We start from the raw sequence: 25,489 nt of genomic DNA, 5'->3' as shown, positions 1-25,489 counted from the left end.
GATCAGACCACCAGCGACAGCAGCAGGATGAAGATCAGGCCTACCACCGACAGGATGGTTTCCATCACGGTCCAGGTCTTCAGGGTTTCGGTGACGGTCATGTTGAAGTACTGCTTGACCAGCCAGAAACCGGCGTCATTGACGTGGGACAGGATCACCGAGCCGGCGCCGGTAGCCAGTACCAGCAGCTCACGGTTGACGCCGGGCATCATGCCGATGACCGGGGCCACGATGCCCGCGCCGGTGATGGTTGCCACCGTCGCCGAACCGGTCGCGACGCGAATCACCGCAGCGACCAGCCAGGCCAGCAGGATCGGGTTGACCTCGGCCTGCACGGCCATCTGCCCAATGATGTTGCCCACGCCGGTGTCGACCAGCATCTGCTTGAAGCCACCGCCGGCACCGACGATCAGCACGATGGCCGCAGTGGGCGCCAGGCTCTGGTCCAGCAGCTTCATGATCTTCGCCCGGTCGAAACCGCGCGCCACGCCGAAGGTGTAGAAGGCCAGCAGCAGGGCAGCGAGCAGGGCGGTGATCGGGTGACCGATGAAGTCCATCCACTGGCGGAACAGGTTTTCCGCCGGCAGCGCCACGTCGGCGAAGGTCTTGAGCATCATCAGGAACACGGGCAGCAGGATGGTGATCAGGGTCACTGCGAAGCTGGGCAGGTTCTGGTTGTCCGACTCCTTGGCGATCTGGTCCATCAGTTCCTTGGAAGGGTTGCCCGGAATGTATTTGGAGATGAACGAACCGAAGATCGGGCCGGCGATCATCGCGGTGGGCAGGCCGACGATCAGGCCGTAGAGAATGGTCTTGCCGATATCAGCGTTGAAGATGCCGATGGCCAGCAGCGGGCCCGGATGTGGCGGGACCAGCCCGTGCACCACCGACAGGCCGGCGAGCAGCGGGATGCCGATCTTCACCAGCGACACGCCGGAACGGCGGGCGACGATGAACACCAGCGGGATCAGCAGCACGAAGCCAATCTCGAAGAACAGTGGGATGCCCACCAGGAAAGCGGAGAACATCATCGCCCAGTGGATGCGCTTGACCCCGAACTTGCGGATCAAGGTCTGCGCGATCTGGTCGGCGCCGCCCGAGTCGGCCATCAGTTTGCCGAGCATGGTGCCCAGCGCGAGGATGATGCCGACGAAGCCAAGGACCCCACCGAAGCCATCCTGGAACGACTTCATGACCTTGACCACCGGCAGACCGGATGTCAGGCCCAGGAAGATCGCCGCGATGGTCAGGGCGACGAAGGGGTGAACCTTGAACTGGGTGATGAGCACGATCAGACCAATGATGGTGACCAGTGCATCAAGCAGCAAGTAGGTGTCGTGAGCTAAGCCAAACATAAAGGTCTGCCTCGTGTTGTCGTTGTTGTGGGCGCAACGGTTGTGGTTGGGAACATCGGGCGCTGCCGCGCGGAAAGCTCAGACAGCGCTGTCTTCAAAAGCCGTTCAAGCCAGCGTGGAGGCGCCATGCTCGACCAGCCAGTTTTCCACCTGCTGCGCCAGCTCCACGATGGGGACTGTGGCATCCAGGGGCAGGGTCAATGCTTCACCGGTGGGCGGTTCCAGGGTAGCGAACTGGCTGTCGATGAGGCTGGCCGGCATGAAGTGACCGGGCCGGTGAGCAACGCGATTGGCGGCTTCTTCGCGGGTCAGTTCGAGAAACACGAAGCCCAGGCCGGGCACGGCATTGCGCAGGGTTTCGCGATACTTGAGCTTGAGGGCGGAGCAGGTCAGTACCGGGCGCTGTCCCGATTCGATACAGGCGCGCATTTCTTCGCCCAGACGCAGCAGCCAGCCGGCGCGGTCTTGGTCGTCGAGGGGAGTGCCGGCGCTCATCTTGGCGATGTTGGCTTCGGGATGAAAGCTGTCGCCTTCGATCAGGCGGCCGCCGCTGCGACCGACGATGGCGGCACCGACGCTGCTCTTGCCGCAGCCGGATACTCCCATCACCACCAAAGCGTTCAGAGGGGCATTCATCAAGTCACTCCTGCTGGGGCGCACCGGGTATGGATACGGCGCCCTCATCTTATTGATCTTGTCAAAGCAGTCTGGTGCAGCCTGCAGTAATAGCAAGGCACAAATCATTATTGCTCTGGATTCGAGACAGCGCTACCTTACCTCAACTCTTTTTCATTGCAAGTAGATAACAACAAGAATCATGGCGCGAATCGGCTCACGCGCAACCGGCCTGCCGACCCTGGCCGAAGTTGCCAAACTTTCAGGTGTTTCTCCCATTACCGCTTCGCGCGCATTGCGCGGGGTGTCCACGGTTGCTCCACAACTGGCCAGCAAAGTGCTGGAAGCCGCGCAAGCACTGGGTTACGTGGTCAATCCGGCGGCACGGGCGCTGGCGTCGGCGCAGAGTCAGTCGGTGGTGGTGCTCATTCCTTCTCTCTCCAACCAATTGTTCATCGACACACTGGAAGCCATCCATGAAGTGATGCGTCCGCGTGGGCTGGAAGTGCTTATCGGCAACTACCATTACGATGTCGACGAAGAAGAAAACCTCATTCGCAATTACCTGGCCTACAAGCCGGGTGGGATGCTGCTGACGGGCATGAGCCGCAGCGAACGCTCCCAGGTCATGTTGCACAACAGCGGTGTGCCGTGCGTGCACATGATGGAGTTGGGTGCTGATGGCCAAGGCGCCTGCGTCGGTTTTTCCCAAGAGCAGGCCGGAAGTGTGGCGGCGCGGCATCTGCTGGATGCCGGGCGCCGGCGCCTGGGGTACGTGGCAGCACAGCTCGATCCACGCGTGATGCAGCGGGCCGAGGGATTCAGGGCGGCGCTCGAGACGGCAGGGGTGCACGATCCGCAACTTGAAGTGCTGTGCCCGCAGCCTTCGTCGATCGGCCTGGGTGGCGAGTTGTTCGCCGACCTGATGCGTCGGCATCCGGACGTGGACGGCGTGTTCTTCTGCAACGACGATCTGGCCCAGGGTGCCATTTACGAAGCACAGCGCCAGGGCATTGCCGTTCCGGATCGGGTCGGCATGGTGGGGTTCAATGATCTGCCGGGGTCGGCCCACCTGGTACCGCGCTTGACCTCGATCCGCACCCCGCGTGCGCAAATCGGCCGCAAGGCGGCGCAGATGCTGCTCGACAGCATGGATGGCAAGCGTCATTGCGCCCAGGCGATCGATCTGGGCTTCGAATTGGTCGTGCGCGAAACCTGACGGCGGAACGCCTGATGTCACGCGGCTTGCGCCGCTGCTACAGGGTATCGCGGTGCCTCTGTAGCAGCGGCGCGAGCCGCGTCGACGGAGGATGCGGTGTGTCTGATGCCACGCGGTGAGGCCGGACGCGGCTTGCGCCGCTGCTACAGGAGATCGCGGCGCTTGTATAGCAGCGGCGCGAGCCGCTTCGGCGGTGGGTGTGGTCTGCCTTTTGTACCGCAGCGCGGCCTTCGCGGGCAGAGCCCGCTCCCACAAGGGGATCGCGGCGCTTGTGTAGCAGCGGCGCGAGCCGCGTCGGCGGTGGATGCGGTCTGCCTGTTGTACCGCAGCGCGCCCTTCGCGGGCAGAGCCCGCTCCCACAGCGGATCGCGGTGCCTCTGTAGCAGCGGCGCGAGCCGCGTCGGCGGTGGATGCGGTGTGTCTGATGCCACGTGGTGAAGCCGGACGCGGCTTGCGGCGCTGCTACAGGGGTGGGGCGGTACTTGATGTCGCGCTGGAATTCAGCGCAGGTCGCGTTCCTGGCCGGGGCTGTGGTTGAAGAGGCGCTTGTACTCGCGGCTGAACTGCGAACTGCTCTGGTAGCCCACCCTCAATGCGACCTGGCTGACGTTCATCCCGTCGGCCACCAGCAGCGCGCGGGCCTTGAGCAGGCGCAGGCGCTTGATGTATTGCACCGGCGAGGCCAGGGTGTTGCGCTTGAAATGCTCGTGGAAGGTCGAGGCACTCATGTTCGCGCGACGGGCCAGGTCGTCGACCTGCAACGGCTCTTCGTAATGCGCATGCAGCCAGGACAACGCGCCAGCGATGCGGGCGAATTGCCCCTGTTGCTCCACCAAGGCCCGCAACACATGTCCGTTGGGCCCGCGCAAAGCGGTATAGAGGACTTCGCGCAGGCGAGCCTGGCCCATGGCCAAGCGGTCCTGAGAATCGTGCAGACACTGCAGCAGCCGCTCTACGGCCCCGCGCATGGGGTCGTCCAGCGGCACGGCGGTCATCGACTCGGTGGTCTGCGCCTGACTCGGCCCGGGCTCCATGGCCAGCACCAGTTCACCCAGCAACGTTCGATCGATCGGTATCGACACACCGAGCAGAGGTAGCTGCTCACTGGCGAAGGTCTCGCACTCGAACGGCACCGGCAGGGCCTGGATCAGGTAATGCCCCGCGCCATACTCCAGGGTGCGCTCGCCCAGGTACGCCAGCTTGCTGCCCTGGGCGATCACCATCAGGCTGGGTTCATAGATCTGCGCGGTGCGCGCGATATGGCTGCGGCACGAAACCACCCGCAAGCCGTCGATGGAGGTAGGGATCCAGTCATCGGCAACGGCCAGCGGACGGATCAGATCCACCAAGCGGGCGTTGGCGTCGAGGTGTTTGGTCAGGCTCATGGGATACCACGGATCAGGCATGAAATCAGTCGTCCATGATCGCACGTTCGGGCCCCGTTTGCGGGGTGCTCGGAGGAATGGGCATGCATCGCGCAGGATCGGACATGGCCGCGAGCGCGCGTGAGGGCCACAATCGGCGCCTGATCATCTTCGTTTCGAGAGGTTTCAACATGTCCAAGGCACTCGGCTACGCCGCGCTTTCGCCCACCACGCCACTGGCTCCCTTGAGCTTCGAACGTCGTGCCCTGCGCCCCGACGACGTCAGCATCGCCATCGAATTCTGCGGCGTCTGCCACTCCGACCTGCACCAGGCTCGCAACGACTGGGGCATCGCCGTGTATCCGCTGGTACCGGGCCACGAGATCGTTGGCCGTGTGGTCGCCGTCGGAGACCAGGTGCAGAAGTACGCCGTCGGTGACCGCGTGGGCGTGGGCTGCATGGTCGACTCGTGCCAGCACTGCGATGCCTGTCACGCCGACCTCGAGCAATACTGCCTGGAAGGTCCGACCATGACCTACGCCACGCCCGACCGTATCGATGGCACCAACACCATGGGCGGCTACTCGGACAGCATCGTGGTCAGCGAGAACTTCGTGGTGCGCATTCCCGACGGCCTCGATGCGGCCAACGCTGCGCCGATCCTCTGTGCAGGCATCACCACCTATTCGCCTCTCAAGCACTACGGCGTCAAGCCGGGTGACAAGGTCGGCATTCTGGGCATGGGTGGCCTGGGCCACATGGGCATCAAGTTCGCCAAGGCGCTGGGCGCCGAAGTGACGCTGTTCACCCGTTCGGCGAGCAAGGCTGCCGAAGGCCGCCGCCAGGGCGCGGACCATGTCATCGTGTCGACCGATGCCGAGCAAATGAAAGCCGCTGCCGAAACCTTCGACTTCCTGCTCGACACCATTCCGGTGCCTCACGACCTGAACCCCTACCTGGAAACCCTGCGTTTCGACGGCGTGCACATTCTGGTCGGGTTGATCCAGCCGGTAGACCCTGCGCTGCACGCAGCCAACCTGGTGCTCAAGCGCCGTGTGCTGGCCGGCTCGTTGATCGGTGGCATCAAGGAAACCCAGGAAGTACTGGATTTCTGCGCCGAACACAACATCACCTGTGATATCGAAATGCTGGACATCAAGAACATCAACGAAGCCTTCGAGCGGATGCACGCCGGTGATGTGAAGTACCGCTTCGTGATCGACATGGCCAGCCTCAAGGCCTGACACGGTCTCGTCGACCTTGCCCTGTAGCAGCGGCGCGAGCCGCGTCGGCGGCCAATGCGGTGTGTCTAGGTGACCGCATTGACCGGGACGCGGCTCGCGCCGCTGCTACAGGGGGCAAGGGGGCGCTTTAGATGCAACCATTCCTGTGCCGCAGCCTCAAAGCTGCAATCCGTGCCAGGAACGTCCTCGATGTCTTCATCTTCCGCTCGCCCGTTGCGCATCGGTGTGCTGACGCACATCAAACATCCCATTCGTCAGCCGTTCGCCGGCGGCCTGGAAGCGTTCACCCACGATGTGACGTCCGGGCTGATGCAACGTGGGCACGACGTCACCCTGTTCGCCAGCTCATCCAGTGACCCAGCCCTCAATATCGTGCCGGTGTGGGACGACGCCACCTATAAAGATGGTCGCCGTGCGTGCCTGAGTTCCGAGTACATCGAGGAGCACCACGCCTACCTCAAGGCCATGCAGAACATCGACGACCGTCGCTTCGATGTCATCTTCAACAACAGCCTGCACTACGTGCCCGCGACCATGGCATCGATGATTCGCACGCCGATGCTGACGGTATTGCACACACCACCGTTCTTCGAGCTGATCAATGCCTACAGTGGCGAACGCCGTGCGGGGCATTTCTCGACCATTTCCGAGGCTAATGCACGGCAGTGGAAGGACGTCATACCCGAGTGCCACATCATTCCCAATGGTATCGACCTGCAGACCTGGTCACCGCGCGCTGCACCGCTGGAACACGCCATCTGGTTCGGAAGACTGGTACCCGACAAGGGCGCCCACTTGGCCATGGACGCCGCGAAGCTGGCGGGTGTGCCGTTGCGCCTGGCCGGTCAGGCGGTCGATCCTCGCTACTTCAAGGAACAGATCCAGCCGCGCTTGAGTGACCAGTGCCAGTACCTTGGCCATCTGGGGCGCGAAGAGCTGGCCATCGAATTGGCCAGTGCCTCCGCGGCGCTGGTCACACCTTGCTGGGAAGAACCCTTCGGTCTGGTGGTGGCAGAAGCCCTGGCCTGCGGCACGCCGGTGGCCGCCTTTGCCCGTGGTGCTGTTGGCGATCTGCTGACCGATGCCACCGGTGCGCTGGCTGCGGGCGGCGATGTCGAGGGCCTGGCCCAGGCGCTGCGCCTGGCTCGGCGCAAGTCGCGCCTGGCTTGCCGCCTGCATGCCGAAACGCAGTGGAGCCACGAGGTCATGCTCGATCGCTACGATGCGCTGCTGCGGCAGGTGGCCCAAGCCGGTGCGTGAACGTCCGCAGGTCGGCTACTACGTTCACCACCACGGGTCGGGCCATGGCATGCGCGCGTTGGCCATCGCCCGCCACCTGGACTGCGACGTCACCTTGATCGGTTCGCGTTTGCCTGAGGGTCCGTATCCGGCAAACGTCAAAAGCCTGCTCTTGCCCGGTGATACGGCACCAGGCATGCACGTCGAAAGCTTTCCCGCGCTGCATTACGCACCTCTGGCCGTCGACGGTCTGCGTGAGCGCATGGGGATTTTGGCCGACTGGATGCGCAACGCCTGGCCGTGCCTGCTGGTGGTGGACGTATCGGTCGAAGTGGCGATGCTGGCGCGCCTGTTTGGTGTGCCGTGCGTGTACATACGTCAGCACGGTGAACGCACCGACACTGCTCACTTGCAAGCCTATGCTTCGGCATCGCGTCTGTTGGCGCCTTATCCGGCGGCCATGGAGTGCAGCCAGATGCCCGATTGGGTGTCGAGCAAGACCCATCACTGCGGCTGGGTGTCCCGTTACAGTGGGCAGGACCGCGCACACGTGGGGGCCGAGCAGGGCAGCGTGCTGGTGATCACTGGGCAGGGCGGCACGGCGTTTACCGTGGATTCCCTGGTGGCCATTGCTGATTGCTGTCCGCAGTACCGATTTCGCGTGGCCGGGCCGCTGCCAAGCAGTGACCTGTCATTACCCGTCAACCTGACGCTGTTGGGGCAGTTGGCCGATCCATTGCCCGAGTTGCTGCGCGCCGAGATCGTGGTGGGCAGTGCGGGCGATAACGTCGTTGCCGAAGTGGCCCACCTGGGTGGACGCCTGATCGCGATCGCCGAGCAGCGTCCGTTCGATGAGCAACGTCTGCAGGCCATGCAACTGAAGCGGTTGGGGGTGGCACTGGGAGTGGACGGCGTGCCGGCTGCGCAGGACTGGCCGGCCCTGCTGAAGCGAGCCCGGCATCTGCCCGGGCCCAGCGCCTGGCAGGCGCTGCTCAATGACCAGGCCGCGCAGGCCGCCGCCGGGATCATTCAGGCCACTGTGCGGAGTCATTTCGGCACAGCCCTCAGCCCGCCTTGAGCGCCTGAGGCGGAATGAAGGCCTCGAGTTCGGCTTCCACCGCCTCGATGATGCGCTCCACGTCGGCGGCGTTCATGACGGCCGCGCAGGGCAGACCGGCGATGGTCAGCAGCGTTTCGCCGCTGCTGCGATCGAACAGCCGGGCGACCATGCTGCTGGGCGCATCCATGCTGCCCTCGAAACCCATGGGGTGAAAGTGCCAGCGCATCACCTGGCACGCATTGGGGAATGTCATCTTGTTCATCGCGCCCACCTGTCGCATGTCGCCTGCCGTGGGACAGGCTATCCGGACCGATGGCCTGTCGAGTGCTGCGTTTGGAGTATTAAACGTAGCACCCCTTGGATGACAGCTGTGTGGTTTGCCGCGATTCCAGAATGATTTCATCGAGTTTCATGATCTGGGTCAGTGTTTGCAGGGTTTCAGGCCTGCCGTCGTCGATTGTTTTACCTCCAGATCACAGCCGCTGGGCTTGAGCAGCAGGGTCAACAGGGCCGAAAGCAGCAAGGCGCCGCTCATCAACAGGTACGACGCGCCGGGGTTGCCCGTGCTGGCGTTCAGATAGCCGACCAGGTAGGAACCGGCGAACGAGCCCAGGGCGCCCATGCTGTTGATGAGCGCCATGGCATCGCCAGCCACGTTGGCCGGGAGGATTTCCGGCACGATGGCGAAGAAAGGCCCGTAGGGCGCGTACATGCAGGCCCCGGCGATCACCAGCAGCGCATAGGACCACCAGAAGTGTTCGCTGCCCAGCGCGTAAGAACCATAGAAGGCCAGCGCGGCCAGCAGCAGTGGCGGCCAGACGAAGCGTTTGCGCTTTTGCAGACGGTCGGAAAACCAGCTCACCACCAACATGCCGATCACCGCTGCCAGGTAGGGCAGGGACGACAGCCAGCCGGCTTCGATCATGTCCATCTGCGCGCCCTGCTTGAGAATCGAGGGCAGCCACAGCACGAAGCCGTAGACGCCCACGCTCCACAGAAAAAACTGCAGCGACAGCGTGATCACCTTGCCCGAGCGGAAGGCTTCGGCATAGTTCTTCACCGGCTTGAGGCCCACCTGTTCGGCGGCCAAGGCGGCTTGCAGGTCATCTTTTTCCTGTTGGTTGAGCCATTTGGCCTGCGCCGGGCGGTCGTCGGCCAGGCGCCACCAGATGAATGCCCAGATCACCGCCGGCAGCCCTTCGATGATGAACATCCAGCGCCAGCTGTAATGCTGGATCAGATAACCGGACACCACCGACATCCACAGCATCGTCACCGGGTTGCCGAGGATCAGGAAGGTGTTGGCCCGTGAGCGTTCCGCACGGGTGAACCAGTGGCACAGGTATACCAGCATCGCTGGCATGACCACGGCTTCGACCACCCCGAGCATGAAGCGGATCACGATCAGCCAGTAGGCGCTGGACACCACGCCGGTCAGGGTCGCCAAACTGCCCCAGAGGATCAGGCTGACGAAGATCAGTTGCTTGACGCTGTGTCGTTGCGCGTAGATGGCGCCGGGTACCTGGAAGAAGAAGTAACCCAGGAAGAACAGGGCACCGAGCAGCGAGGACAGCCCCGGCGTGATGTTCAGGTCGGCGGCCATGCCCGAGGCGGCGGCGAAACCATAGTTGGCCCGGTCCAGATAGGCCAAGCTGTAGGTGATGAAAACGATCGGCATGATGTACCACCAGCGACGGCTGGCGAGTTTCGCGGTCTGGCTCTGCATGATCTGACTCCTGAGCATTTTGTAATTGTCGCAACAGGTAGAGGGTGCTGAATCAACGGTCTGGGGTGGTGTGTGTTCAGGTCATCGGTGTTCGTCCGCCGTCAGCGCGGCGCGGGTCGGCAGGCCTTCCATGTCGCCGGGGCTCTGCACCGCCAGGCTGCCGACCCAGTTGCCGCGGGCGGCGGCCCGAGGCAGGTCGCGGCCTTCGAGCAAGGCACTGATGACACCGACGGCGAAACCGTCACCGGCACCGACCGTGTCGACGACCTTGTCCACTGGGCGTCCGGCCACGTAGCCCTGCTGCTGGGCGCTGCAATAAAAGGCACCGTCCGCGCCCAGCTTGATCACCACCGCTTGCACGCCCAGGTCCAGGTAGAAGCGGGCGATGTCTTCGCAGCGTTCTTGCCCGGTCAGCAGCTGCCCTTCGGCCAGACCTGGCAGCACCCAGTCGGCAAGGGCAGCGAGGCTGTTGATCTGCTCGATCATTTTGGCCTGGCTGGGCCACAGTGACGGGCGCAGGTTGGGGTCGAACGAAACGCTGCGGCCTGCCGAACGCATCGCGGTCATCAAGCCTCGGGTCAAGGCGTTCATGCTCGGCGACAGTGCCGGGGGGATGCCGGTGGCATGCAGGTGCCGGGCATCGAGCAATCGCGCAGGCACGTCGGCAATGCCCATGTGGCTGGCGGCCGATCCGCGGCGGAAATATTCCACGCAGGGGTCGCGGCCATCGTCTTGCAGCGACTTGAACTGGAAGCCGGTGGGGTGTTGCGGATCCACGGCGACGTGGCTGCAATCCAGGCCTTCGCGCTGCAGGGCCGCAACGATGAAACGGCCCAGCGAGTCATCGCCCACGCGGCTGAGCCACGCGACGTTGAAACCCAGGCGCGACAGGCCGATGGCGACGTTGTTGTCGGCCCCGGCGATGCGCTTGTGAAAGCGGGTGACATCGGCCAGGTCGCCGGTCTGCTCGGCGACGAACATGGCCATGGTTTCGCCGAAGCTCAGCACGTCGAACTCAGCCATGGGCCACCTCCTGGGCGGCCTGGCTGAGCGCTGCCAGGGTTGCCACTTGTACCTGGCTGACAGCCAGCAGATCGGCGCCCTGCAACGGGTACTCGATGGTCCGTACCAGGCCCGGCGCCATGTGGCGCAGCAGGCGCGACCACTGGTGCAGGTCGGTCAGCTCGGGCGGTGTGGCGACCAGTTTGCCGGTCGCCGTGCGCTGTACTGCCTTGCAGTGGATGTACTCGACGAAACGGCCCAGTTGCAGCGCCGCACTCGACACCGATTGTTGCTGCCATTGCCAGTTGCCGATGTCGAAGGTCATGCCCACGGGCAGCCCCTGTTCGGCGATCGCGGTGAAGAACTTGACCAAGGGATCGATTCGCCCGCCCTGGGCGGTCTGGTCGTTCTCGATCAGCAGGCGCACGGGCTGGTCGCGCAGTTGCTGGTGCAGCAGATTCAGGTCGCTGATGGCTGAATAGAAGCCCAGCGACACCTTGAGCCACACTGCATCGCAGGCAACGGCTCGGGCGAGTGCCTCTTGCAGCTGTGGATTGGGTGCGGCCTGGCCGGGCTGCCACAGCTCGAGCGGCGAGGAATAGACGCAGGTCAGCCCCTGGTCGACGATTGCGCTGCGCAGGGCAGGTGCATCGAAGTGGTCGAACAATTCTTCGCGCAGTTCCAGGTAGCTGGCGCCGCTCTGGGCAACCAACGGCGCCAGACTGGCCTGACCCTGCGCACGGACAGAGTCCGCGCCGAAGCTGGAAAGGCTGATGGAGACGGGATAGAGATGCATTGTTATTGTCCTCTGAAACCGGTTTCAATTTTAGGTATACGTAAACAGTACGCAGCCGAATCGGCTCAGCGCGGCGGTGTCGAACCTCGGATGATCAGCTCTGGGGTGAAATGAAACGTCTGGGCCGGGGCCTGCGAGCCGTCCAGTCGCTCCAGCAGACACTCCAGGGCTTGCACGCCAATGGCGTGAGTAGGTTGGGCGAGGGCGGTGATGCCATCACCGACCAGGGGGTACCAGTCGAGGTCGTCGAGGGCGATCAGCCCGACGTCTTCGCAGCGGTATGTGTCCAACGCGCGCAGCGCCAAGGTGCAGGCCAGTGCCGCGACACCGTTGGCGCAGAACAGCGCCTTGGGTCCGGAATGGGCGTCGGCGAGAAAGTCCCGCAGGCCCTTGCCGAGGTCGGGTTCGGTGAAGAACACCGGACCATCGGCGCGCCGCTTGAACGCGTCGATGCGCTCGATCCGGGAACTGGTGCCGTCCGCCGGTTCGCTGACCAGCGCGATGTGGCGATAACCGCGCTCAAGGAGGTGGTCCAGGGCCATGTCGACGGCCAGCTGGTTGTCCAGACCTACCAAATCGCTGGGCAGGTGCGCGACCTTGCGGTCGACCAGCACCATCGGCAGTTCCTGTTGCAGTTCGCGCAACTCGTCCTGATGGTGGCCCAGGGTGTTCACGATCAAGCCTTCGATGTTGTAGGCTCGCAGCGCCTGCAGCTGCTGATGTTCCTGTTCCGGATCGCGATCGGTATTGCACACCACCAGGCTGTAGCCGTGGCGGCGGCAGGCGGTTTGCACACCGTGCATGACCGCCACCGAGTAGGGATTGCGGATGTCGGCCATGAGCATGCCGATCAGACGCGTGCGACCACGCTTGAGGCCGCGGGCCATCTGGTTGGGACGGTAGCCCAGCTCATCGATGGCGTGAGCGATGCGTCCGGCGATGGCATCGGACAGCAGGCCACGGTCTTCGCCGATGAAGCGCGAGACGCTGGCTTTGGACACACCGGCGCGCTCGGCAACGTCGAGCATGGTCACGCGGGGGCGCGCAGTGAGGGAGAGACGTGTCACAGGCCTGGGTCCTTTTATGGATGTTATGGGCAGGCTATCGATGGTTTGAAACCGGTTTCAGGAGACACCAAATCAACGTGGCCGTCAACTGGGGAAGAGGGATATTTGCGCAGGCGATTGGGGCGTGCGGGCTGTGCGTTTCAAGTCTGGGACTGCAGCGCGCCCTTCGCGGGCAGAGGGCTCGCCGCCCACCCCGCTCCCACAAGGGGGGCGGTGCCTTGTAGCAGCGGCGCGAGCCGCGTCGGCGGTGCATGTGGTCTGTCTGACCTACCGCAGCGAGCCCTATGCCCGCGAATCAGGCGACGCGGTTCAGCCGGCTGCGATCACGGTGATTTCCACCAGCCACGGAAAGCGAAAGCCGCGTCCGGATTTACATCACTTGGTCCGCCAACGGAACGGCGTGGGCCATGTCTTCGGCGCGGGCCTGGGCCTTGTGCAGGGTGACCGGGATCGATTTGGCGGCCGGTACCTTGCTCTTGCTCGCGTAATGCCACAAGGGAATCAACGCGTTGCATTCGGGGTAGTAGGCGCCCGCACAATTGATCGGGATGTCGTAGGCGATGATCTGCATCGGCCCCACTTCGCGCTGCACTCCAGGCTCGATGGCGGTGCGGATGGTGATCCAGTCACCGGGGTGGAAGCCAAGCCTAACGATGTCATTGCGATTCAGGAAGATCACGCTGCGCGTGCCCTTGACGCCGCGGAAGCGGTCTTCGTAGCCATACACGGTGGTGTTGAATTGATCGTTGCTGCGCAGGGTCATCAGCTGCAAGACATCGCGCTGATCGCTGTTCTGCGAGATGTCGTCGTCTTCGTCCAGGGTCTTGGCCGTGACGAACTGAGCCTTGCCCGAGGGCGTGGTCCATTTGCGCTCGCAGGCGCCCAAAGGGCGGTGGAAGCCACCGGGTTCCCACATCCGTTTCTCCATGTCATGGAAAATCTCCGGGTAGGTCTGGGCGATTGCCTCGCGCACGCGGGCATAGTCCTGACGCCACAGCTCCCACGGAATCTGCTCGCGACCACTGAGGGTCGCCTGGGCCAGGCCGGCGATGATCGCCAGCTCCGCGCGCAGGTGCTCGCTGGCCGGTTCCGCACGGCCTTCCCAGGCGCGGATGCAACCGGTGCTGTCCTCGGTGGTGTAGACCTGACGGCGACCGTCCTGCACGTCGCTTTCGATGCGACCCAGGCACGGCAACAGCCAGCCATGCTGGCCCGGGAACAGATGGGTGCGGTTGAGTTTGGTGGCAATCTGCACGTTCAGCGTCAGGTCGGCCCACGCGGGCTCGATGCGATCGGTGTCGGGTACGGCGCGCAGGAAGTTGCCGCCCAGGCCGATGAAGCCCTTCACCGTCCCGGCGACGATGCCCTCGCAGGCGTCCACCGTGGCCATGCCTTTCTTCTTCGGCACCTGGATGCCGAACAGCGATTCGATCTTGTCTGCGGGGACTTTCGCCGGGTCCTCGGTGATGCCTACGGTCCGTTGGCCCTGCACATTGGAATGCCCGCGCACGGGGCAGATGCCAGCACCGGGCTTGCCGATGTTGCCGCGCAACAGCAGCAGGTTGACCAGCATCTGCACGTTCTGCACGCCATGCCGATGCTGGGTCAGGCCCATGCCGTAGATGATCATCACCCGCTCGCTGCGGGCATAGACGGTGGCGGCAGCTTCCAGTGCCGCGCGTTTGAGGCCGCTGCGTTCCTCCAGGGTGATCCACTCATGCTGGTCGACCTGAGCCAGGAAAGCGTCCACGCCTTCAGTGTGTTCGGCGATGAACGCGTGATCGATCACTGCCGGCCGACCCTCGGCCTGTGCCGCGCGATCCATGGCCAACAGTGCCTTGGCGATGCCCATCACCGCCGCGGTGTCGCCGCCGATGGCGACCTGGTGATATTGCGTGCTGATCACCGTGGAATCGGGACCGAGCATTTCCACGGGCGATTGCGGATTGACGAAGCGCTCCAGGCCACGCTCGCGCAGCGGGTTGAAACTGATGATCGGCACCTGACGATTGCGCGCTTCCTGCAACGGGTGAAGCATGCGCGGGCTGTTGCTGCCGACGTTCTGACCAAAGAAGAAGATGCAATCAGTGCGCTCGAAATCGTTCAACGACACCGTGCCGACCGGCACGCCGATGCTTTCCTGCAAGCCGACCGAGGTGCTTTCGTGGCACATGTTCGAACTGTCGGGCAGGTTGTTGGTGCCGTAGGCGCGCGCCAGCAATTGGTACATGAACGAGGTTTCAAGTGAGGCACGTCCCGAAGCGTAGAAGATCACGCTGTCGGGCTCCAGCCCACGCAGTTGCTCACCGATCCCGCGGTACGCTTCTTCCCAGGTGGTGGTCACGTAGCGGTCGCTGGTCGCGTCATAGCGCATCGGGTGGGTCAGGCGTCCGTGGCGTTCGAGTTCGTAGTCGCTCCAGGTCCGCAGCTCGGTCAGGCTGTGCCTGGCAAACAGCTCGGGGCCGGTGCGCAGTGCAGTCAATTCCCAGGCCGTTGCCTTGGCGCCGTTCTCGCAGAATTCCAGGGCGTGCGGGTTGCCGGGCTTGGCCCAGGCGCAACTGACACAGGCGAAGCCGTCGGGCTTGTTCTGCTTGAGCAATGCCAAGGGACCCTTGCCCAGTGCCTGTTGCCGCCAAAGAATATTCATCACCGAAAACGCCGACCCCCAGCCCCCAGCGGAAGAGGTGTAGGGTTGATAACGGGCTTGGGGATGAATGATCTGCATGGTCGTGGTCCTGGGCTATGGGAGCCTCGATGCATGAGGCCTGCTTTTACGACGGTGCAGGGGCGGCAAAGGTTCGAAGCGGTTCACTGGACTGTTGTAGGCAAACCGTCCATGAACCCAAGGTTGGAAACAGAACACAGGGCATCGCTGGCTTCCTGGCACCGATTGCGCTAAAACCGAAGTCACCCTTTGGCAAAGGCGTCCACTTTGAATGCAAATTACAATAAGCAAGGGAGAAACAGCATGACCAGCTCCGCCAAACGCCCTGTAAAGGTCCCGTTCACCGGCCCGGCACTGCTTGCCACGCCGTTGCTCAACAAGGGCACTGCCTTCACTGCTCAGGAACGCGATGTCCTGCATCTGCAAGGCCTGCTGCCGCAACAGATCGAAACCATCGACCAGCAATGCGAGCGCGCCTATCACCAGTTCCAGGCCTGCTCGACCGATCTGGAACGCCACGTGCTGCTGCGCTCCATCCAGGATTCCAACGAAACCCTGTTCTACCGCCTGGTCGATGATCACATCGACGAGATGCTGCCGATCATCTACACCCCCACCGTCGGCAAGGCCTGCCAGGAATTTTCGCGCATCTACCGCAGCCATCGCGGTCTGTTCATCAGCATCGACGACGTCGAACGCATGGACGAGATTCTCAACAACGTGACCAAGGACAACGTCAAGGTCATCGTCGTCAGCGACTGCGAGCGCATCCTCGGCCTGGGCGATCAGGGCGTGGGCGGGATGGGCATCCCCATCGGCAAGCTGTCGCTGTACACCGCGTGCGGTGGTATCAGCCCGGCCTATACCTTGCCGGTGGTGCTGGACGTGGGCACCAACAACCCCGAGCGGCTGGCCGATCCGCTGTATTTCGGACGTCGCGAGGAACGGGTGCGCGGCGAGCGCTACGAAGCGTTCGTGCAGGCCTTTGTCGAAGGCGTGCAGCGCCGCTGGCCGGAAGCGATCCTGCAATTCGAGGATTTTGCCCTGAGCAATGCCATGCCGCTGCTGGAGCGTTTTCGCGATCAGCTGTGCTGCTTCAACGATGACATCCAAGGCACCGCCGCGGTGACTGTGGGCACGTTGCTGGCCGCGTGCAAGGTCAAAGGCCAGAAACTCTCCGAGCAGACCGTGGCCTTCGTCGGCGCCGGCTCTGCTGGCTGTGGCATCGCCGAGCAGATCATCACCGCCATGCAGCTGGAAGGCTTGAGCGACAGTGAAGCACGCAGCCGGGTCTATCTGCTCAACAGCAAGGGTCTGCTGACCGATCGCCAGCCCGACCTCTACGACTTCCAGCAGCGTCTGGCCCACGGCAGCGAGAGCCTGACGTCCTGGTCGTTCGCCGGACAGTGGCCAACCCTGCTGGAAGTGGTGAGCAACGCCAAGCCGAGCGTGCTGATCGGCGTCTCCGGCAAGGCCGGCTTGTTCACCGAAGAAGTGGTGAAGACGCTCTACCAGCATTGCTCCAAGCCGATCGTCATGCCGTTGTCCAACCCGACCTCGCAGATCGAAGCCCACCCCAAGGACATCCTGCAGTGGACCGAGGGCAATGCACTGGTGGCCACTGGCAGTCCGTTCCTGCCGATCGAGGTGCTGGGCCGTACCTTCCCCATCGCCCAGTGCAACAACTCCTACATCTTCCCCGGTGTAGGGTTGGGTGCGATTGCCAGTCGAGCCACGCGCATCACCGATGGCATGCTCATGGCTTCGGCCCAGGCGCTGGCCGACAGCGCAGCGCCAGGGCAGATGCTGCCACCGCTTCGCGACGTGCAGTCGGTCAGCAAGCGCATCGCCTTGGCCGTCGGCCTGGCGGCACAGAAGGACGGTGTCGCAGCGCCGATGGATGAAGCCGCACTGCGCGAAGCGATCGAGGTGCATTTCTGGAAGCCGGAATATCGCGCCTACGAACGCCAGCCGTTGTAACCGCCAGACTCAGGCCAGGTTGTGGCTCTTCATCCAGCCCAACCCGGCCTCGGTGCCGCTCAACGGTTTGTACTCGCAACCGACCCAGCCCTGGTAGCCGATCCGGTCCAGGTGCTGGAACAGGAATCGAAAGTTGATTTCCCCGGTGCCCGGTTCGTGCCGGCCGGGGTTGTCCGCCAGTTGCACGTGGCCGATGGCAGGCAGGTGCGCCTGCAGCGTGCGCGCCAGGTCACCCTCCATCACCTGCATGTGATAGATGTCGTATTGCAGAAACAGATTCTCGTGGCCCACCTGTTCCCGAATCGCCAGCGCTTGCCGTGTGCCGTTCAGGTAGAAACCCGGCATGTCGCGGGTATTGATCATCTCCATGACCAAGCGAATACCGTGAGCCGCCAGTGCCTCGCTGGCATAGCGCAGATTGTCGATAAGGGTCTGCTGCACCTGCTGCGGATCGCTGCCTGACGGCGCGATACCGGCCAGGCAATTGATTCGGGTATTGCCCAGCACTTTGGCGTACTCGATGGCCGTGGCCACGCCAGCGCGAAATTCCTCACCACGATCGGGCAAACAGGCAATGCCGCGCTCGCCGTTGTCCCAGTCGCCAGGTGGCAGGTTGAACAGCACCTGGGTCAGGCCATGGTGTTGCAACCGTGCCTTGATCTCGGTGCTGTCGAATGCGTAGGGAAACAGGAACTCCACCCCGCGAAAGCCCGCCCGTGCAGCGAGGGCGAAACGGTCGAGAAAGGCATGTTCGGTGAACAGCATGGAAAGGTTGGCACATAAACGTGGCATGGCAGGCTCCATCTGTCAGGGAACGCGGTGACCGTCTGGGCGTGTCATCGCGCGCATACTGGCATCCTACGCCTACCTGCGCACCAGTGGTGGTCGGATAACGTCCATTACCCATGACGCGTTCGGGCGGTGGGCTTGCGCCGCTGCTGCAGAGCGCTGGAGCAGCGGCGCAAGCCGCATGGTGCTAGGGATGGTCCGGCCGGGCGATTAGCGCAGGGTCAGGGGGACGTTCAGATCCTTTAGACGCTGAGCCGTCTCGGCACTGACTTCGCCGGCCACGAACAATGAGTCACGCGTCGTGCCGTTATTCGTCGGCACCGCGGGCTCCGACACCCCCAGCGGCAAGCTTGCCAATACCTGCCAACTGGACTGCTGCGGCGCTACGTAGCCATGGTAGTGGCGGCGTATTGCGTCGGCATCCGTTACGGGCGTGTCCTCGAACGAAGCAAGGCTGTCCGAGACGGTGAATCCACCCGCCGCGTTTACCGAAGTAGCATGAGTCGCCAGCTTCTCTGCAGAGATGTCGATGTTTCCGCCTGCCTTGATCGAAGATCCGTTGTGGATACGATCCGTTATCTGCGTGTGGCTGTCATCGTCGGGCAATTCGACTTGAGGCGGCATCGGGGTCCAAGTGAACCCATACTTCTTGGCGTATATCCTTGGATTTCGAACTGCCGGTCAGTTGGATATCGTTGGCCTGCAGCTTGATGTCACCTTTGCTGTTGAGTGCCGAACCCGTCATATCGAGCAGATTGCCTGCTGCCAGCTGCATCGAGCCTCCGGCGAGGGTGCTGCGCGCCTGGGAATTGCGCAAGCCTTTACCGTTCCAGCCGCCTTGCTGCAGTTCGCCCTCCACAGGCCCCCACGCTAGGCCGCTCAGGCTGAAGTATTGCGTTTGGGCCATGCCATGAATCCGGAGATTGGTGCGAGCGTTGATACTCATGGCTCCTTTGGCGGAGAGATGAGAACCTTCGACAAAAATACTGCCTGGGCGAAACCTTTCCCCCTTCGCTTTCAGAGAGAGTGCTTTGCTGGCGGTCACCACGCTCGATCGATTGCTTTGGAATGTACGATCAAAACTGCGCAGTGCTTGATCGGCGCCAGGACGCGCACCATCGAGACGAGCAGTCTCGGTGGCCCCCTGAATGATGAGATCTCCGCTGCTGTGAACATTCACATTGGCCCCTGCCAGCCTGGCCCCATTGATCAGAATGTCATGACCGCCGATCGACAAGTCACGCTGTGCCTTGATTTCGGTCTGCTGCTGGAACGCATTCTCACGATGAGCTTCATGCGCCCGGCTGCCGGTCAGGCTGACCCGCCGTGTGCCGTTACCCTGAGTCGCTGTGCGTTTGAGATCCAGCCCGCGGATGAGCGTTGCTCCAAAACTTTTTCCGCCAATATCGATCGACCCTGTCGCATCAATCTTAGCGCCGTTCAGCGTGCCATTTGGGAGGGAGATCGAGCCGCCTTTGATATGAGTGGACTGCGCGCGCTCGACGTAAACGGAGGCGCGCTCTTCACCGGCACCGGAGCCGTCCAGCCATACCGTGCGACTGCCTTGGTCCACTACTGCCCCTGCGTGCAGTCCAGCACCACCTCCCCCTGTGTACAGGTCAACGGATTCAGGACCTTCGATATAGGTCGCTGCAATCTCGATGCCTTTGGAGCCGTCCAGCCTGACTCTTGCGGTAGAAACGACGCTGTTGCCTACATGGGTCACCTCATTTTCCGTAACGTGCGCATTCGACTCGCCAGGCGCCAGGGAATACCAGGTGTCTTCAGCCGTGCCGTCTCGTCGGGTCGTCTTTGAATTGCTGAAGGCATCGAATTTCAAACGACCACGCGAGCGCGCGTCGATAAGCCCACCCGTGAGTGCGAGGGAGGTCAGCTGCATGTCGCCTGCAGACGACAGCTTGAGATCCGCCGTTCCAGCGTCCACCGAAGCCTGCACGTAGGGCTCGTCTTTCTTGAGTAAGGCATTCATCCCCAGCGCTCCGGCGGATGCGATTTCGATGCCTTGTTTGCCCTGCAATCGGTCGACGGCCATTTTCACGCCCGCGCCGTCTTGAGTGCTGATGATCTTGATGCGCTGGGCCTGCATCGCGCCCACCAGGGTGGCATCGATTGCGGCAGGGGCCTGGGTGATGTCGCTGATCGCCAGGGTCTGCGCATCGACCTGCTGTCGACCCAGCAGCACGCTCAGATCGCCTCCGGCGGTCAGGTTGCCGTCGATTCTTATGCTGGGTGCGATCAACCGCATGGCACCGGCGCCGACCTCCACACCGCCTTTGTCGACCACCAGATGCTGCTCTGCCGAGCGCGTGTCGTAGCGCTGGATACGGCCATCTTCCAGTACGGCTGCACCTACCACGTACGTGGCGGTGTTTGCCTCATTCAAGGTCAGACGGGCACCGTTGAGTGAGATGCCATTGGGGTTGCTCAATACATAGTCGGCAGCCTGGCCAAAGATCACCTGCTCGCCGTCGATGGTGGAACCTTGCGTGCCTACCACCTCGTTCAGGATGGTGCTGGCGGCCGTGTCCGCGAACTGGGCATTGGCGCCGATCGCCAGCGTTTGTCCAGCGATCTGGGCGTGCCCCGAAGTCAGACTGTTGTTCAGCACGACGCCTGCCGTGCCGACGTTGTAGTCCTGCCATTGGTTGTGGGAAAGACCTTGGGCATTGGGTGCGACGATATTGATGACGGGAGCAAGCCCCTGGGTGTCGACGATGGCCGTGCCCATCGGGCCATCGACCGCTGCCAGCTCCACCGCCAAGGCAGGTTGGAGCGTGGCCAACAGCACGGTCGAGATGGCAAGGCCGAGCGTATGTCGGGTGAAGGAAGGTTTACGGGAGTTGGTCTGTAGCACAATGATGCTCCTCTCTGGGGGCTATGGGACGTTGGCAAGCGGCTGGATAAATCCGCCGCCGACCACTTTAGAGAGGTGCCAGGCATGGCGATGAGTGTAGGAATGATCCTCGTGCTGTGGGATGTGTCTGTCAGACGCTCAGGTTTTTAGCCTCGATCCCAGTACCCAAGGAATGGCGCCCATTGGCCAAGGGTCAACTGAAGTCAAATTCTATACGCTCGGGAATCCGCTTCATCAATACCCGGCCACCGCGAATTGAGACCCGCGCCGTGGCTTGCTGGCGTACCGCTTCGTAGTCATTCTCCGCACCCAGAATCACCAGATTCGCCGGACGTCCGACGGCAATGCCGTAGCGCTCGCCCAGGTTCAACGCGCGGGCGCTATTGTCGGTGACCAGGTCGAGTGAACGTTGCAGGTCTTCGAAACCCATCATGTGGCAGATGTGCAGGCCGGCATCCAGCACCCGCAGGATGTTGCCGTTGCCCAGCGGGTACCAGGGATCCTTGATGGAGTCCTGACCGAAGCACACGTTCATGCCGGCCCGGTCCAGCTCGGCCACGCGGGTCACGCCGCGGCGCTTGGGAAATGTATCGAAGCGACCCTGCAAGTGAATGCTCTCGGTCGGGCACGACACGAAGCTGATGCCCGACTGCTTGAGCAGGCGGAACAGTTTCGAGCAATAGGCGTTGTCATAGGAGCCCATCGCGGTGGTGTGGCTGGCAGTGACGCGGCTACCCATGCCGCGCACCCGGGCCTGCTCGGCGAGCACTTCGAGAAACCGCGAATGCGGATCATCGGTCTCGTCGCAATGCACGTCGACCAGGCAGCCGGTGCGCTCGGCCAGATCCATGAGAAAACCGATGGAGCTCACGCCTTGCTCTCGGGTGTTTTCGAAGTGCGGAATGCCGCCGACCACATCGGCGCCCATGGCCACCGCACGTTCCATCAGCTCGCGGCCGTCGGGGTAGGATTCGATGCCTTCCTGAGGAAAGGCCACGATCTGCAGATCGATCAGGTGGCGCGCTTCCTCGCGCACTTCGAGCATGGCCTTGAGCGCGCCCAAGGTAGGGTCGGTGACGTCGATGTGCGTGCGCACATGCTGGATGCCGTGCTCGGCGAGCATGCCGATGGTGGTCAAGGCGCGCTGCTTGGTGTCTTCGTGGGTGATGCTGGCTTTGCGCTGGCCCCAGCGCTCGATGCCTTCGAACAGCGTGCCGCTCATGTTCCACTGCGGATCACCGGCGGTGAGGGTGGCGTCCAGATGAATGTGCGGCTCGACCAGTGGAGCGATCAGCAGGTTTCCTTGCGCATCGATGTCATCCCCTTGGGCTGTCACCGTGTCCCCTTGCGCCTGGATCGAGGCAATGACGGCGCCCTCGCAGGTGACAGTGTGCAATCCATCGGTCTTGCGCAACCGGGCGTTGATGATCTTCATGGGGACTCCTTCTTTCTGGGTGCCAGGGGCCATGTTGCCATATTTGTCTGTGAGGCTTTGAAAAGCTTCAGGCGGGCGGGGTGAACAAGTCCCGGCGCGCGCCCTCGGTGATCGCCACGATGCCGGGATGCTTGACCTTGCGCTCGACCGAAATCACGTAGAACGACTCGGTGACCGCTTCGGTCTGCCCGATCAAGCGGACGCGATACTGCGTCATGATTTCCTCGGCGATGACGCTGGGCGCAATGAAGATCCCGCTGCCGGATTGGCCGAAGGCCTGCATCAAGGCGCTGTCGTCGAATTCCCCGACCACTCGCGGCAGTAGGCCCTGGTCGCCGAACCAGCGCATCAGGCGGCTGCGCAACACGCTTTCCTGACCGGGAATGAGCAGTGGCGCTCCATGCAGGCATTGGGGGAAATCGCCGCCATGGCGAGCGGCCAACTGCTCGGTGGCGAAGAAACTGATGCCGCACTCGCCCAGCTTCTGGCTGTAGCCCTTGATGTCCAGATGCGAAGGCATGGGGCTGTCGGAGATGACCATGTCCAGGCGCTGGATGGCCAGGTCGGCCAGCAAGCGTTCCAGCTTGTCTTCGCGGCAGGTGATGCGCAGGGGGTCGCTCAGTTCCATGGTCGGTGCGATCAGCCGGTAGACGATCGACTTGGGCACCACGTCGGCCACGCCCACACGGAAGGGGATCTGCTCTTCATCGGGCTGAGTGCGCAGTACCGCTTCGAGTTCGCCGGCCATCTGGAACATGCGTTCGGCATAGGGCAGGGCCTGACGACCGGCCTCGGTCAGCTCAAGATGTCTGCCAACACGCCGAAACAATTTCACGCAGAACGTTTCTTCGAGCAGGCTGATCTGACCGCTAATGGTTTGTGCGGTGAGGTTGAGTTGCTCACTGGCGCGCACGATGCTTCCGGTGCGCGCGACAACCCAGAAATAGTGAAGCTGACGATAGTTGAGCACGGGCACCTACACTTCGTAAAAACCGAAGTGTATCTGGTAAAAATACGAATTTTCCAGAAGTGTTTGCGTCTCTAGAATGCCTCGCTAGCAAAGAGCCAGTAGTTAGGGCTCGCTACTGTGCGCGGCACCGGCCGAGCCTCTCCAGACATTCAGCAAACCGTGATAAGGGCAGGAACGATACATGGAATACCTACTGGAACTGGCTTCAAGCCCCACCGCCTGGGTGGCGTTGATAACCCTGGTGATCATGGAAGTCGTGCTCGGTATCGACAACCTGATCTTCATCTCCATCCTGACCAACAAGCTGCCCAAGGAAATACAGGCCAAGGCCCGTCGTATCGGTATCAGCATGGCGCTGATCCTGCGCCTGGGTCTGTTGAGCACCGTGGCCTATATCGTCCAGCTGACCGAGCCGGTGTTTTCGGTGTTCGATCACTGGTTCTCATGGAAAGACGTGATCCTGATCGCCGGTGGTCTGTTCCTGCTGTGGAAAGCGACCAAGGAAATCCACCACACCGTGGACCCTGTCGAGCAGGAAGAGGCGAAGATTGGCGACAAGGTCAGCCTGAGCTTCGCTTCGGCGATCGGTCAGATCCTGGTTCTGGACCTGGTGTTCTCCATCGACAGCATCATCACCGCCGTGGGCATGACCGAGCACTTGCCGATCATGATCATCGCCGTGGTCAGCGCCGTCGTGGTGATGTTGCTGGCTGCCGAACCTTTGGCCAAGTTCATCAATGACAACCCCACGGTCGTCATGCTGGCTCTGGGCTTCCTGATCATGATCGGCATGACGCTGATTGCAGAAGGCTTCGGTGCCCATGTACCCAAGGGCTACATCTACGCAGCCATGGCGTTCTCGGCCACCATCGAAGGCTTGAACATGCTGTCGCGCAGGGCCAAGCAGCGCAAGCTGGCGGCTAATCGCGAGGTGTAAGCGAGGGGGACAAAGCGAGGGGGCATGTATGCCCCCTTTTTTTTCGCCTGGTAATTTTTGCGAGTTGATTCAGATGTGTTGCGGGGTGCTGGTGCGGCGCAGCGTTACAGCGGCTTTTGGTTTGACTTGTTGCCGGACCTGCGGCTCATGGTGCTGATGGCGACGCGCGATGCGCAGTACACCCCAGAGCATGGCGGCTGCCACGGCCATCCAGCCGGCAATCAGGCTGAAGATTATCATTGCAAGGCTCATCACTACCTCCATTGCTTTCGCGTCTTCTCGGTCACGTAATAGATGACCCTGAGGGTTTGCGAGCGTTTCAACCTATTGACGAAAGGTCATTTGCGTGAGTCGATCCTGCTTTTCGGCAATGGGTCACCGGGCGGCTATACCATGGACCGTGGGAAATCTATGATGGCCTTTCGCGCGGCACGTTGTGCGCCGCCCCAGTCCCGAGGAACACGATGCTGCGTAAATCGAACGTCATGACCAGGCTGCTGTTGGCCTGCAGCCTGATGGCAGGCATGGCCGGCTGTGCCAGCAACAATGGCCCGGCGTTACCGGGTCTGGCGGACCGGGTGGAGCTCAATGGCGTACCGTTCTATCGTGGCAACGCCAACCAGAGCGGTTCGATGGTGCTGGCCAGCATGCTCTCGCAACAAGGCATTACCATTACACCCGGGCTGCTCGATCCGGCCTTGAAGCTGCCCGGCGAGACGGATCGCCTGCAACAGAACATCACCCAGGTGGCCCGTGAATATGGCTTGTTGGTGTATCCACTCGATCCACACCTGAACGCATTGCTGGCTCAAGTGGCGGCGGGCAATCCGGTGTTGTTGCGCTACAGCGAAGGCTCGTTCCTGTGGTCGCAACCTCGCTATGCCTTGCTGGTGGGCTACGACCGGTTCAAACGGCACGTGCTGCTGCGCTCGGGGATGAACCGGCGTCTGCCGATGGATTTCGACAGCTTTGCGTCCGCGTGGAAGAGTGCAGGGTCTTGGGCCATCTTGATTCAGCAGCCCAACCAGTTGCCGGCACAGGTCGACCGCCAGCGCTGGCTCGACGCCGCCCGCGAAACCGCCGCAGCCGGCCAGGAACCCGCCGCCGCTCGCGCGCGCAAGGCCATTGGCCCGTGACCGCATACCACGCTT

At 62.5% G+C, this 25,489-nt stretch carries 22 protein-coding genes; 7 read left to right on the top strand and 15 right to left on the bottom strand.

Annotated features, from left to right (window positions below; translation table 11 throughout):
- Nucleotides 1-2 precede the first annotated feature (2 nt).
- Nucleotides 3-1,355: a GntP family permease gene (locus tag BLV18_RS10560; RefSeq protein ID WP_056842757.1), complete on the bottom strand. Its 1,353-nt coding sequence runs from the start codon at nt 1,353-1,355 to the stop codon at nt 3-5.
- A gap of 105 nt (nt 1,356-1,460) precedes the next feature.
- On the bottom strand, nt 1,461-1,991 hold the full coding sequence (locus tag BLV18_RS10555) for a gluconokinase (protein WP_049859536.1): 531 nt from the start codon (nt 1,989-1,991) through the stop codon (nt 1,461-1,463).
- 181 nt (nt 1,992-2,172) lie between these two features.
- Here BLV18_RS10555 and gntR point away from each other — a divergent pair, with 181 nt between their 5' ends.
- Nucleotides 2,173-3,189 carry an HTH-type transcriptional regulator GntR gene (gene gntR / locus BLV18_RS10550; protein ID WP_090358356.1) on the top strand — a complete coding sequence of 339 codons (1,017 nt, stop codon included), beginning with the start codon at nt 2,173-2,175 and terminating at the stop codon, nt 3,187-3,189.
- A 500-nt stretch (nt 3,190-3,689) separates the two neighbouring features.
- Here gntR and BLV18_RS10545 read toward each other — a convergent pair whose 3' ends face one another.
- Nucleotides 3,690-4,574, bottom strand: a complete 885-nt coding sequence (locus BLV18_RS10545) for an AraC family transcriptional regulator (protein ID WP_090358354.1) — start codon at nt 4,572-4,574, stop codon at nt 3,690-3,692.
- 170 nt (nt 4,575-4,744) lie between these two features.
- On the opposite strand from BLV18_RS10545, the gene BLV18_RS10540 reads away from it, so the two are divergent.
- The 3 genes from BLV18_RS10540 to BLV18_RS10530 all read left to right on the top strand — a co-directional run bounded on the left by BLV18_RS10540 (nt 4,745) and on the right by BLV18_RS10530 (nt 8,114).
- Nucleotides 4,745-5,797, top strand: a complete 1,053-nt coding sequence (locus BLV18_RS10540) for an NAD(P)-dependent alcohol dehydrogenase (RefSeq protein ID WP_049859820.1) — start codon at nt 4,745-4,747, stop codon at nt 5,795-5,797.
- A 189-nt stretch (nt 5,798-5,986) separates the two neighbouring features.
- The gene (locus BLV18_RS10535; protein ID WP_244156846.1) at nt 5,987-7,057 is read left to right on the top strand and encodes a glycosyltransferase family 4 protein; all 1,071 of its coding nucleotides are present in this window, start codon (nt 5,987-5,989) and stop codon (nt 7,055-7,057) included.
- On the top strand, nt 7,050-8,114 hold the full coding sequence (locus tag BLV18_RS10530) for a hypothetical protein (protein WP_244156844.1): 1,065 nt from the start codon (nt 7,050-7,052) through the stop codon (nt 8,112-8,114). The genes BLV18_RS10535 and BLV18_RS10530 overlap by 8 nt, the downstream gene beginning before the upstream one ends.
- Here the strand turns inward: BLV18_RS10530 and BLV18_RS10525 are convergent.
- The 6 genes from BLV18_RS10525 to BLV18_RS10500 form a co-directional block, all read right to left on the bottom strand.
- Complete coding sequence (locus BLV18_RS10525; RefSeq protein ID WP_049859541.1) at nt 8,101-8,376, bottom strand: DUF1652 domain-containing protein; 276 nt, start codon at nt 8,374-8,376, stop codon at nt 8,101-8,103. The two genes, BLV18_RS10530 and BLV18_RS10525, sit on opposite strands and share 14 nt — an antisense overlap.
- Nucleotides 8,377-8,517: 141 nt before the next feature.
- Entirely contained in the window at nt 8,518-9,822 is a 1,305-nt protein-coding gene (locus tag BLV18_RS10520) for an MFS transporter (protein ID WP_090358347.1), read from the bottom strand.
- Between the two features lie 81 nt (nt 9,823-9,903).
- Complete coding sequence (locus BLV18_RS10515) at nt 9,904-10,845, bottom strand: sugar kinase (RefSeq protein WP_090358345.1); 942 nt, start codon at nt 10,843-10,845, stop codon at nt 9,904-9,906.
- Complete coding sequence (locus BLV18_RS10510) at nt 10,838-11,620, bottom strand: sugar phosphate isomerase/epimerase family protein (protein ID WP_090358343.1); 783 nt, start codon at nt 11,618-11,620, stop codon at nt 10,838-10,840. Before BLV18_RS10510 ends, BLV18_RS10515 begins: the two co-directional genes overlap by 8 nt.
- A 65-nt stretch (nt 11,621-11,685) precedes the next feature.
- Nucleotides 11,686-12,648: a LacI family DNA-binding transcriptional regulator gene (locus BLV18_RS10505; RefSeq protein ID WP_090362215.1), complete on the bottom strand. Its 963-nt coding sequence runs from the start codon at nt 12,646-12,648 to the stop codon at nt 11,686-11,688.
- 409 nt (nt 12,649-13,057) lie between these two features.
- Nucleotides 13,058-15,412, bottom strand: a complete 2,355-nt coding sequence (locus tag BLV18_RS10500; RefSeq protein WP_090358341.1) for an FdhF/YdeP family oxidoreductase — start codon at nt 15,410-15,412, stop codon at nt 13,058-13,060.
- Nucleotides 15,413-15,655: 243 nt separating this feature from the next.
- On the opposite strand from BLV18_RS10500, the gene BLV18_RS10495 reads away from it, so the two are divergent.
- Complete coding sequence (locus tag BLV18_RS10495; protein WP_090358339.1) at nt 15,656-17,332, top strand: NAD-dependent malic enzyme; 1,677 nt, start codon at nt 15,656-15,658, stop codon at nt 17,330-17,332.
- A 9-nt stretch (nt 17,333-17,341) separates the two neighbouring features.
- Here the strand turns inward: BLV18_RS10495 and hyi are convergent, their stop codons facing one another.
- The 5 genes from hyi to nhaR all read right to left on the bottom strand — a co-directional run bounded on the left by hyi (nt 17,342) and on the right by nhaR (nt 23,401).
- Nucleotides 17,342-18,124 carry a hydroxypyruvate isomerase gene (hyi, locus tag BLV18_RS10490; RefSeq protein WP_090358337.1) on the bottom strand — a complete coding sequence of 261 codons (783 nt, stop codon included), beginning with the start codon at nt 18,122-18,124 and terminating at the stop codon, nt 17,342-17,344.
- A gap of 207 nt (nt 18,125-18,331) precedes the next feature.
- Nucleotides 18,332-18,745: a hypothetical protein gene (locus tag BLV18_RS10485; protein ID WP_090358334.1), complete on the bottom strand. Its 414-nt coding sequence runs from the start codon at nt 18,743-18,745 to the stop codon at nt 18,332-18,334.
- Nucleotides 18,714-20,996: a filamentous hemagglutinin N-terminal domain-containing protein gene (locus BLV18_RS10480; RefSeq protein ID WP_090358332.1), complete on the bottom strand. Its 2,283-nt coding sequence runs from the start codon at nt 20,994-20,996 to the stop codon at nt 18,714-18,716. Before BLV18_RS10480 ends, BLV18_RS10485 begins: the two co-directional genes overlap by 32 nt.
- 193 nt (nt 20,997-21,189) lie before the next feature.
- On the bottom strand, nt 21,190-22,431 hold the full coding sequence (codA, locus tag BLV18_RS10475) for a cytosine deaminase (protein ID WP_090358330.1): 1,242 nt from the start codon (nt 22,429-22,431) through the stop codon (nt 21,190-21,192).
- A 67-nt stretch (nt 22,432-22,498) separates the two neighbouring features.
- Nucleotides 22,499-23,401: a transcriptional activator NhaR gene (gene nhaR, locus BLV18_RS10470; RefSeq protein ID WP_090362213.1), complete on the bottom strand. Its 903-nt coding sequence runs from the start codon at nt 23,399-23,401 to the stop codon at nt 22,499-22,501.
- 181 nt (nt 23,402-23,582) lie between these two features.
- Between nhaR and BLV18_RS10465 the strand changes: the two genes are divergently transcribed.
- Nucleotides 23,583-24,338 carry a TerC family protein gene (locus BLV18_RS10465; protein ID WP_049859564.1) on the top strand — a complete coding sequence of 252 codons (756 nt, stop codon included), beginning with the start codon at nt 23,583-23,585 and terminating at the stop codon, nt 24,336-24,338.
- Between the two features lie 69 nt (nt 24,339-24,407).
- Here the strand turns inward: BLV18_RS10465 and BLV18_RS10460 are convergent, their stop codons facing one another.
- A complete protein-coding gene (locus BLV18_RS10460; protein ID WP_090358327.1) occupies nt 24,408-24,590 on the bottom strand; it encodes a hypothetical protein in 183 nt (60 codons plus the stop codon).
- 212 nt (nt 24,591-24,802) lie between these two features.
- On the opposite strand from BLV18_RS10460, the gene BLV18_RS10455 reads away from it, so the two are divergent.
- Complete coding sequence (locus BLV18_RS10455) at nt 24,803-25,474, top strand: peptidase C39 family protein (RefSeq protein WP_090358325.1); 672 nt, start codon at nt 24,803-24,805, stop codon at nt 25,472-25,474.
- Nucleotides 25,475-25,489 lie beyond the last annotated feature (15 nt).

Source organism: Pseudomonas coleopterorum (genome assembly GCF_900105555.1).
Taxonomy (GTDB): Bacteria; Pseudomonadota; Gammaproteobacteria; order Pseudomonadales; family Pseudomonadaceae; genus Aquipseudomonas; species Aquipseudomonas coleopterorum.
The sequence above is the reverse complement of the archived record's forward strand: the minus strand, read 5'-3'. Positions and strand labels throughout refer to the sequence as shown.

What these genes read in the sequence shown, in the direction of transcription:
- BLV18_RS10560 (WP_056842757.1), bottom strand. Translation starts at nt 1,355, where the DNA reads ATGTTTGGCTTAGCTCACGACACCTACTTGCTGCTTGATGCACTGGTC.
- BLV18_RS10555 (WP_049859536.1), bottom strand. Translation starts at nt 1,991, where the DNA reads ATGAATGCCCCTCTGAACGCTTTGGTGGTGATGGGAGTATCCGGCTGC.
- gntR (WP_090358356.1), top strand. Translation starts at nt 2,173, where the DNA reads ATGGCGCGAATCGGCTCACGCGCAACCGGCCTGCCGACCCTGGCCGAA.
- BLV18_RS10545 (WP_090358354.1), bottom strand. Translation starts at nt 4,574, where the DNA reads ATGAGCCTGACCAAACACCTCGACGCCAACGCCCGCTTGGTGGATCTG.
- BLV18_RS10540 (WP_049859820.1), top strand. Translation starts at nt 4,745, where the DNA reads ATGTCCAAGGCACTCGGCTACGCCGCGCTTTCGCCCACCACGCCACTG.
- BLV18_RS10535 (WP_244156846.1), top strand. Translation starts at nt 5,987, where the DNA reads ATGTCTTCATCTTCCGCTCGCCCGTTGCGCATCGGTGTGCTGACGCAC.
- BLV18_RS10525 (WP_049859541.1), bottom strand. Translation starts at nt 8,376, where the DNA reads ATGCGACAGGTGGGCGCGATGAACAAGATGACATTCCCCAATGCGTGC.
- BLV18_RS10520 (WP_090358347.1), bottom strand. Translation starts at nt 9,822, where the DNA reads ATGCAGAGCCAGACCGCGAAACTCGCCAGCCGTCGCTGGTGGTACATC.
- BLV18_RS10515 (WP_090358345.1), bottom strand. Translation starts at nt 10,845, where the DNA reads ATGGCTGAGTTCGACGTGCTGAGCTTCGGCGAAACCATGGCCATGTTC.
- BLV18_RS10510 (WP_090358343.1), bottom strand. Translation starts at nt 11,620, where the DNA reads ATGCATCTCTATCCCGTCTCCATCAGCCTTTCCAGCTTCGGCGCGGAC.
- BLV18_RS10505 (WP_090362215.1), bottom strand. Translation starts at nt 12,648, where the DNA reads ATGCTCGACGTTGCCGAGCGCGCCGGTGTGTCCAAAGCCAGCGTCTCG.
- BLV18_RS10500 (WP_090358341.1), bottom strand. Translation starts at nt 15,412, where the DNA reads ATGCAGATCATTCATCCCCAAGCCCGTTATCAACCCTACACCTCTTCC.
- BLV18_RS10495 (WP_090358339.1), top strand. Translation starts at nt 15,656, where the DNA reads ATGACCAGCTCCGCCAAACGCCCTGTAAAGGTCCCGTTCACCGGCCCG.
- hyi (WP_090358337.1), bottom strand. Translation starts at nt 18,124, where the DNA reads ATGCCACGTTTATGTGCCAACCTTTCCATGCTGTTCACCGAACATGCC.
- BLV18_RS10485 (WP_090358334.1), bottom strand. Translation starts at nt 18,745, where the DNA reads ATGCCGCCTCAAGTCGAATTGCCCGACGATGACAGCCACACGCAGATA.
- codA (WP_090358330.1), bottom strand. Translation starts at nt 22,431, where the DNA reads ATGAAGATCATCAACGCCCGGTTGCGCAAGACCGATGGATTGCACACT.
- BLV18_RS10465 (WP_049859564.1), top strand. Translation starts at nt 23,583, where the DNA reads ATGGAATACCTACTGGAACTGGCTTCAAGCCCCACCGCCTGGGTGGCG.
- BLV18_RS10460 (WP_090358327.1), bottom strand. Translation starts at nt 24,590, where the DNA reads ATGAGCCTTGCAATGATAATCTTCAGCCTGATTGCCGGCTGGATGGCC.
- BLV18_RS10455 (WP_090358325.1), top strand. Translation starts at nt 24,803, where the DNA reads ATGCTGCGTAAATCGAACGTCATGACCAGGCTGCTGTTGGCCTGCAGC.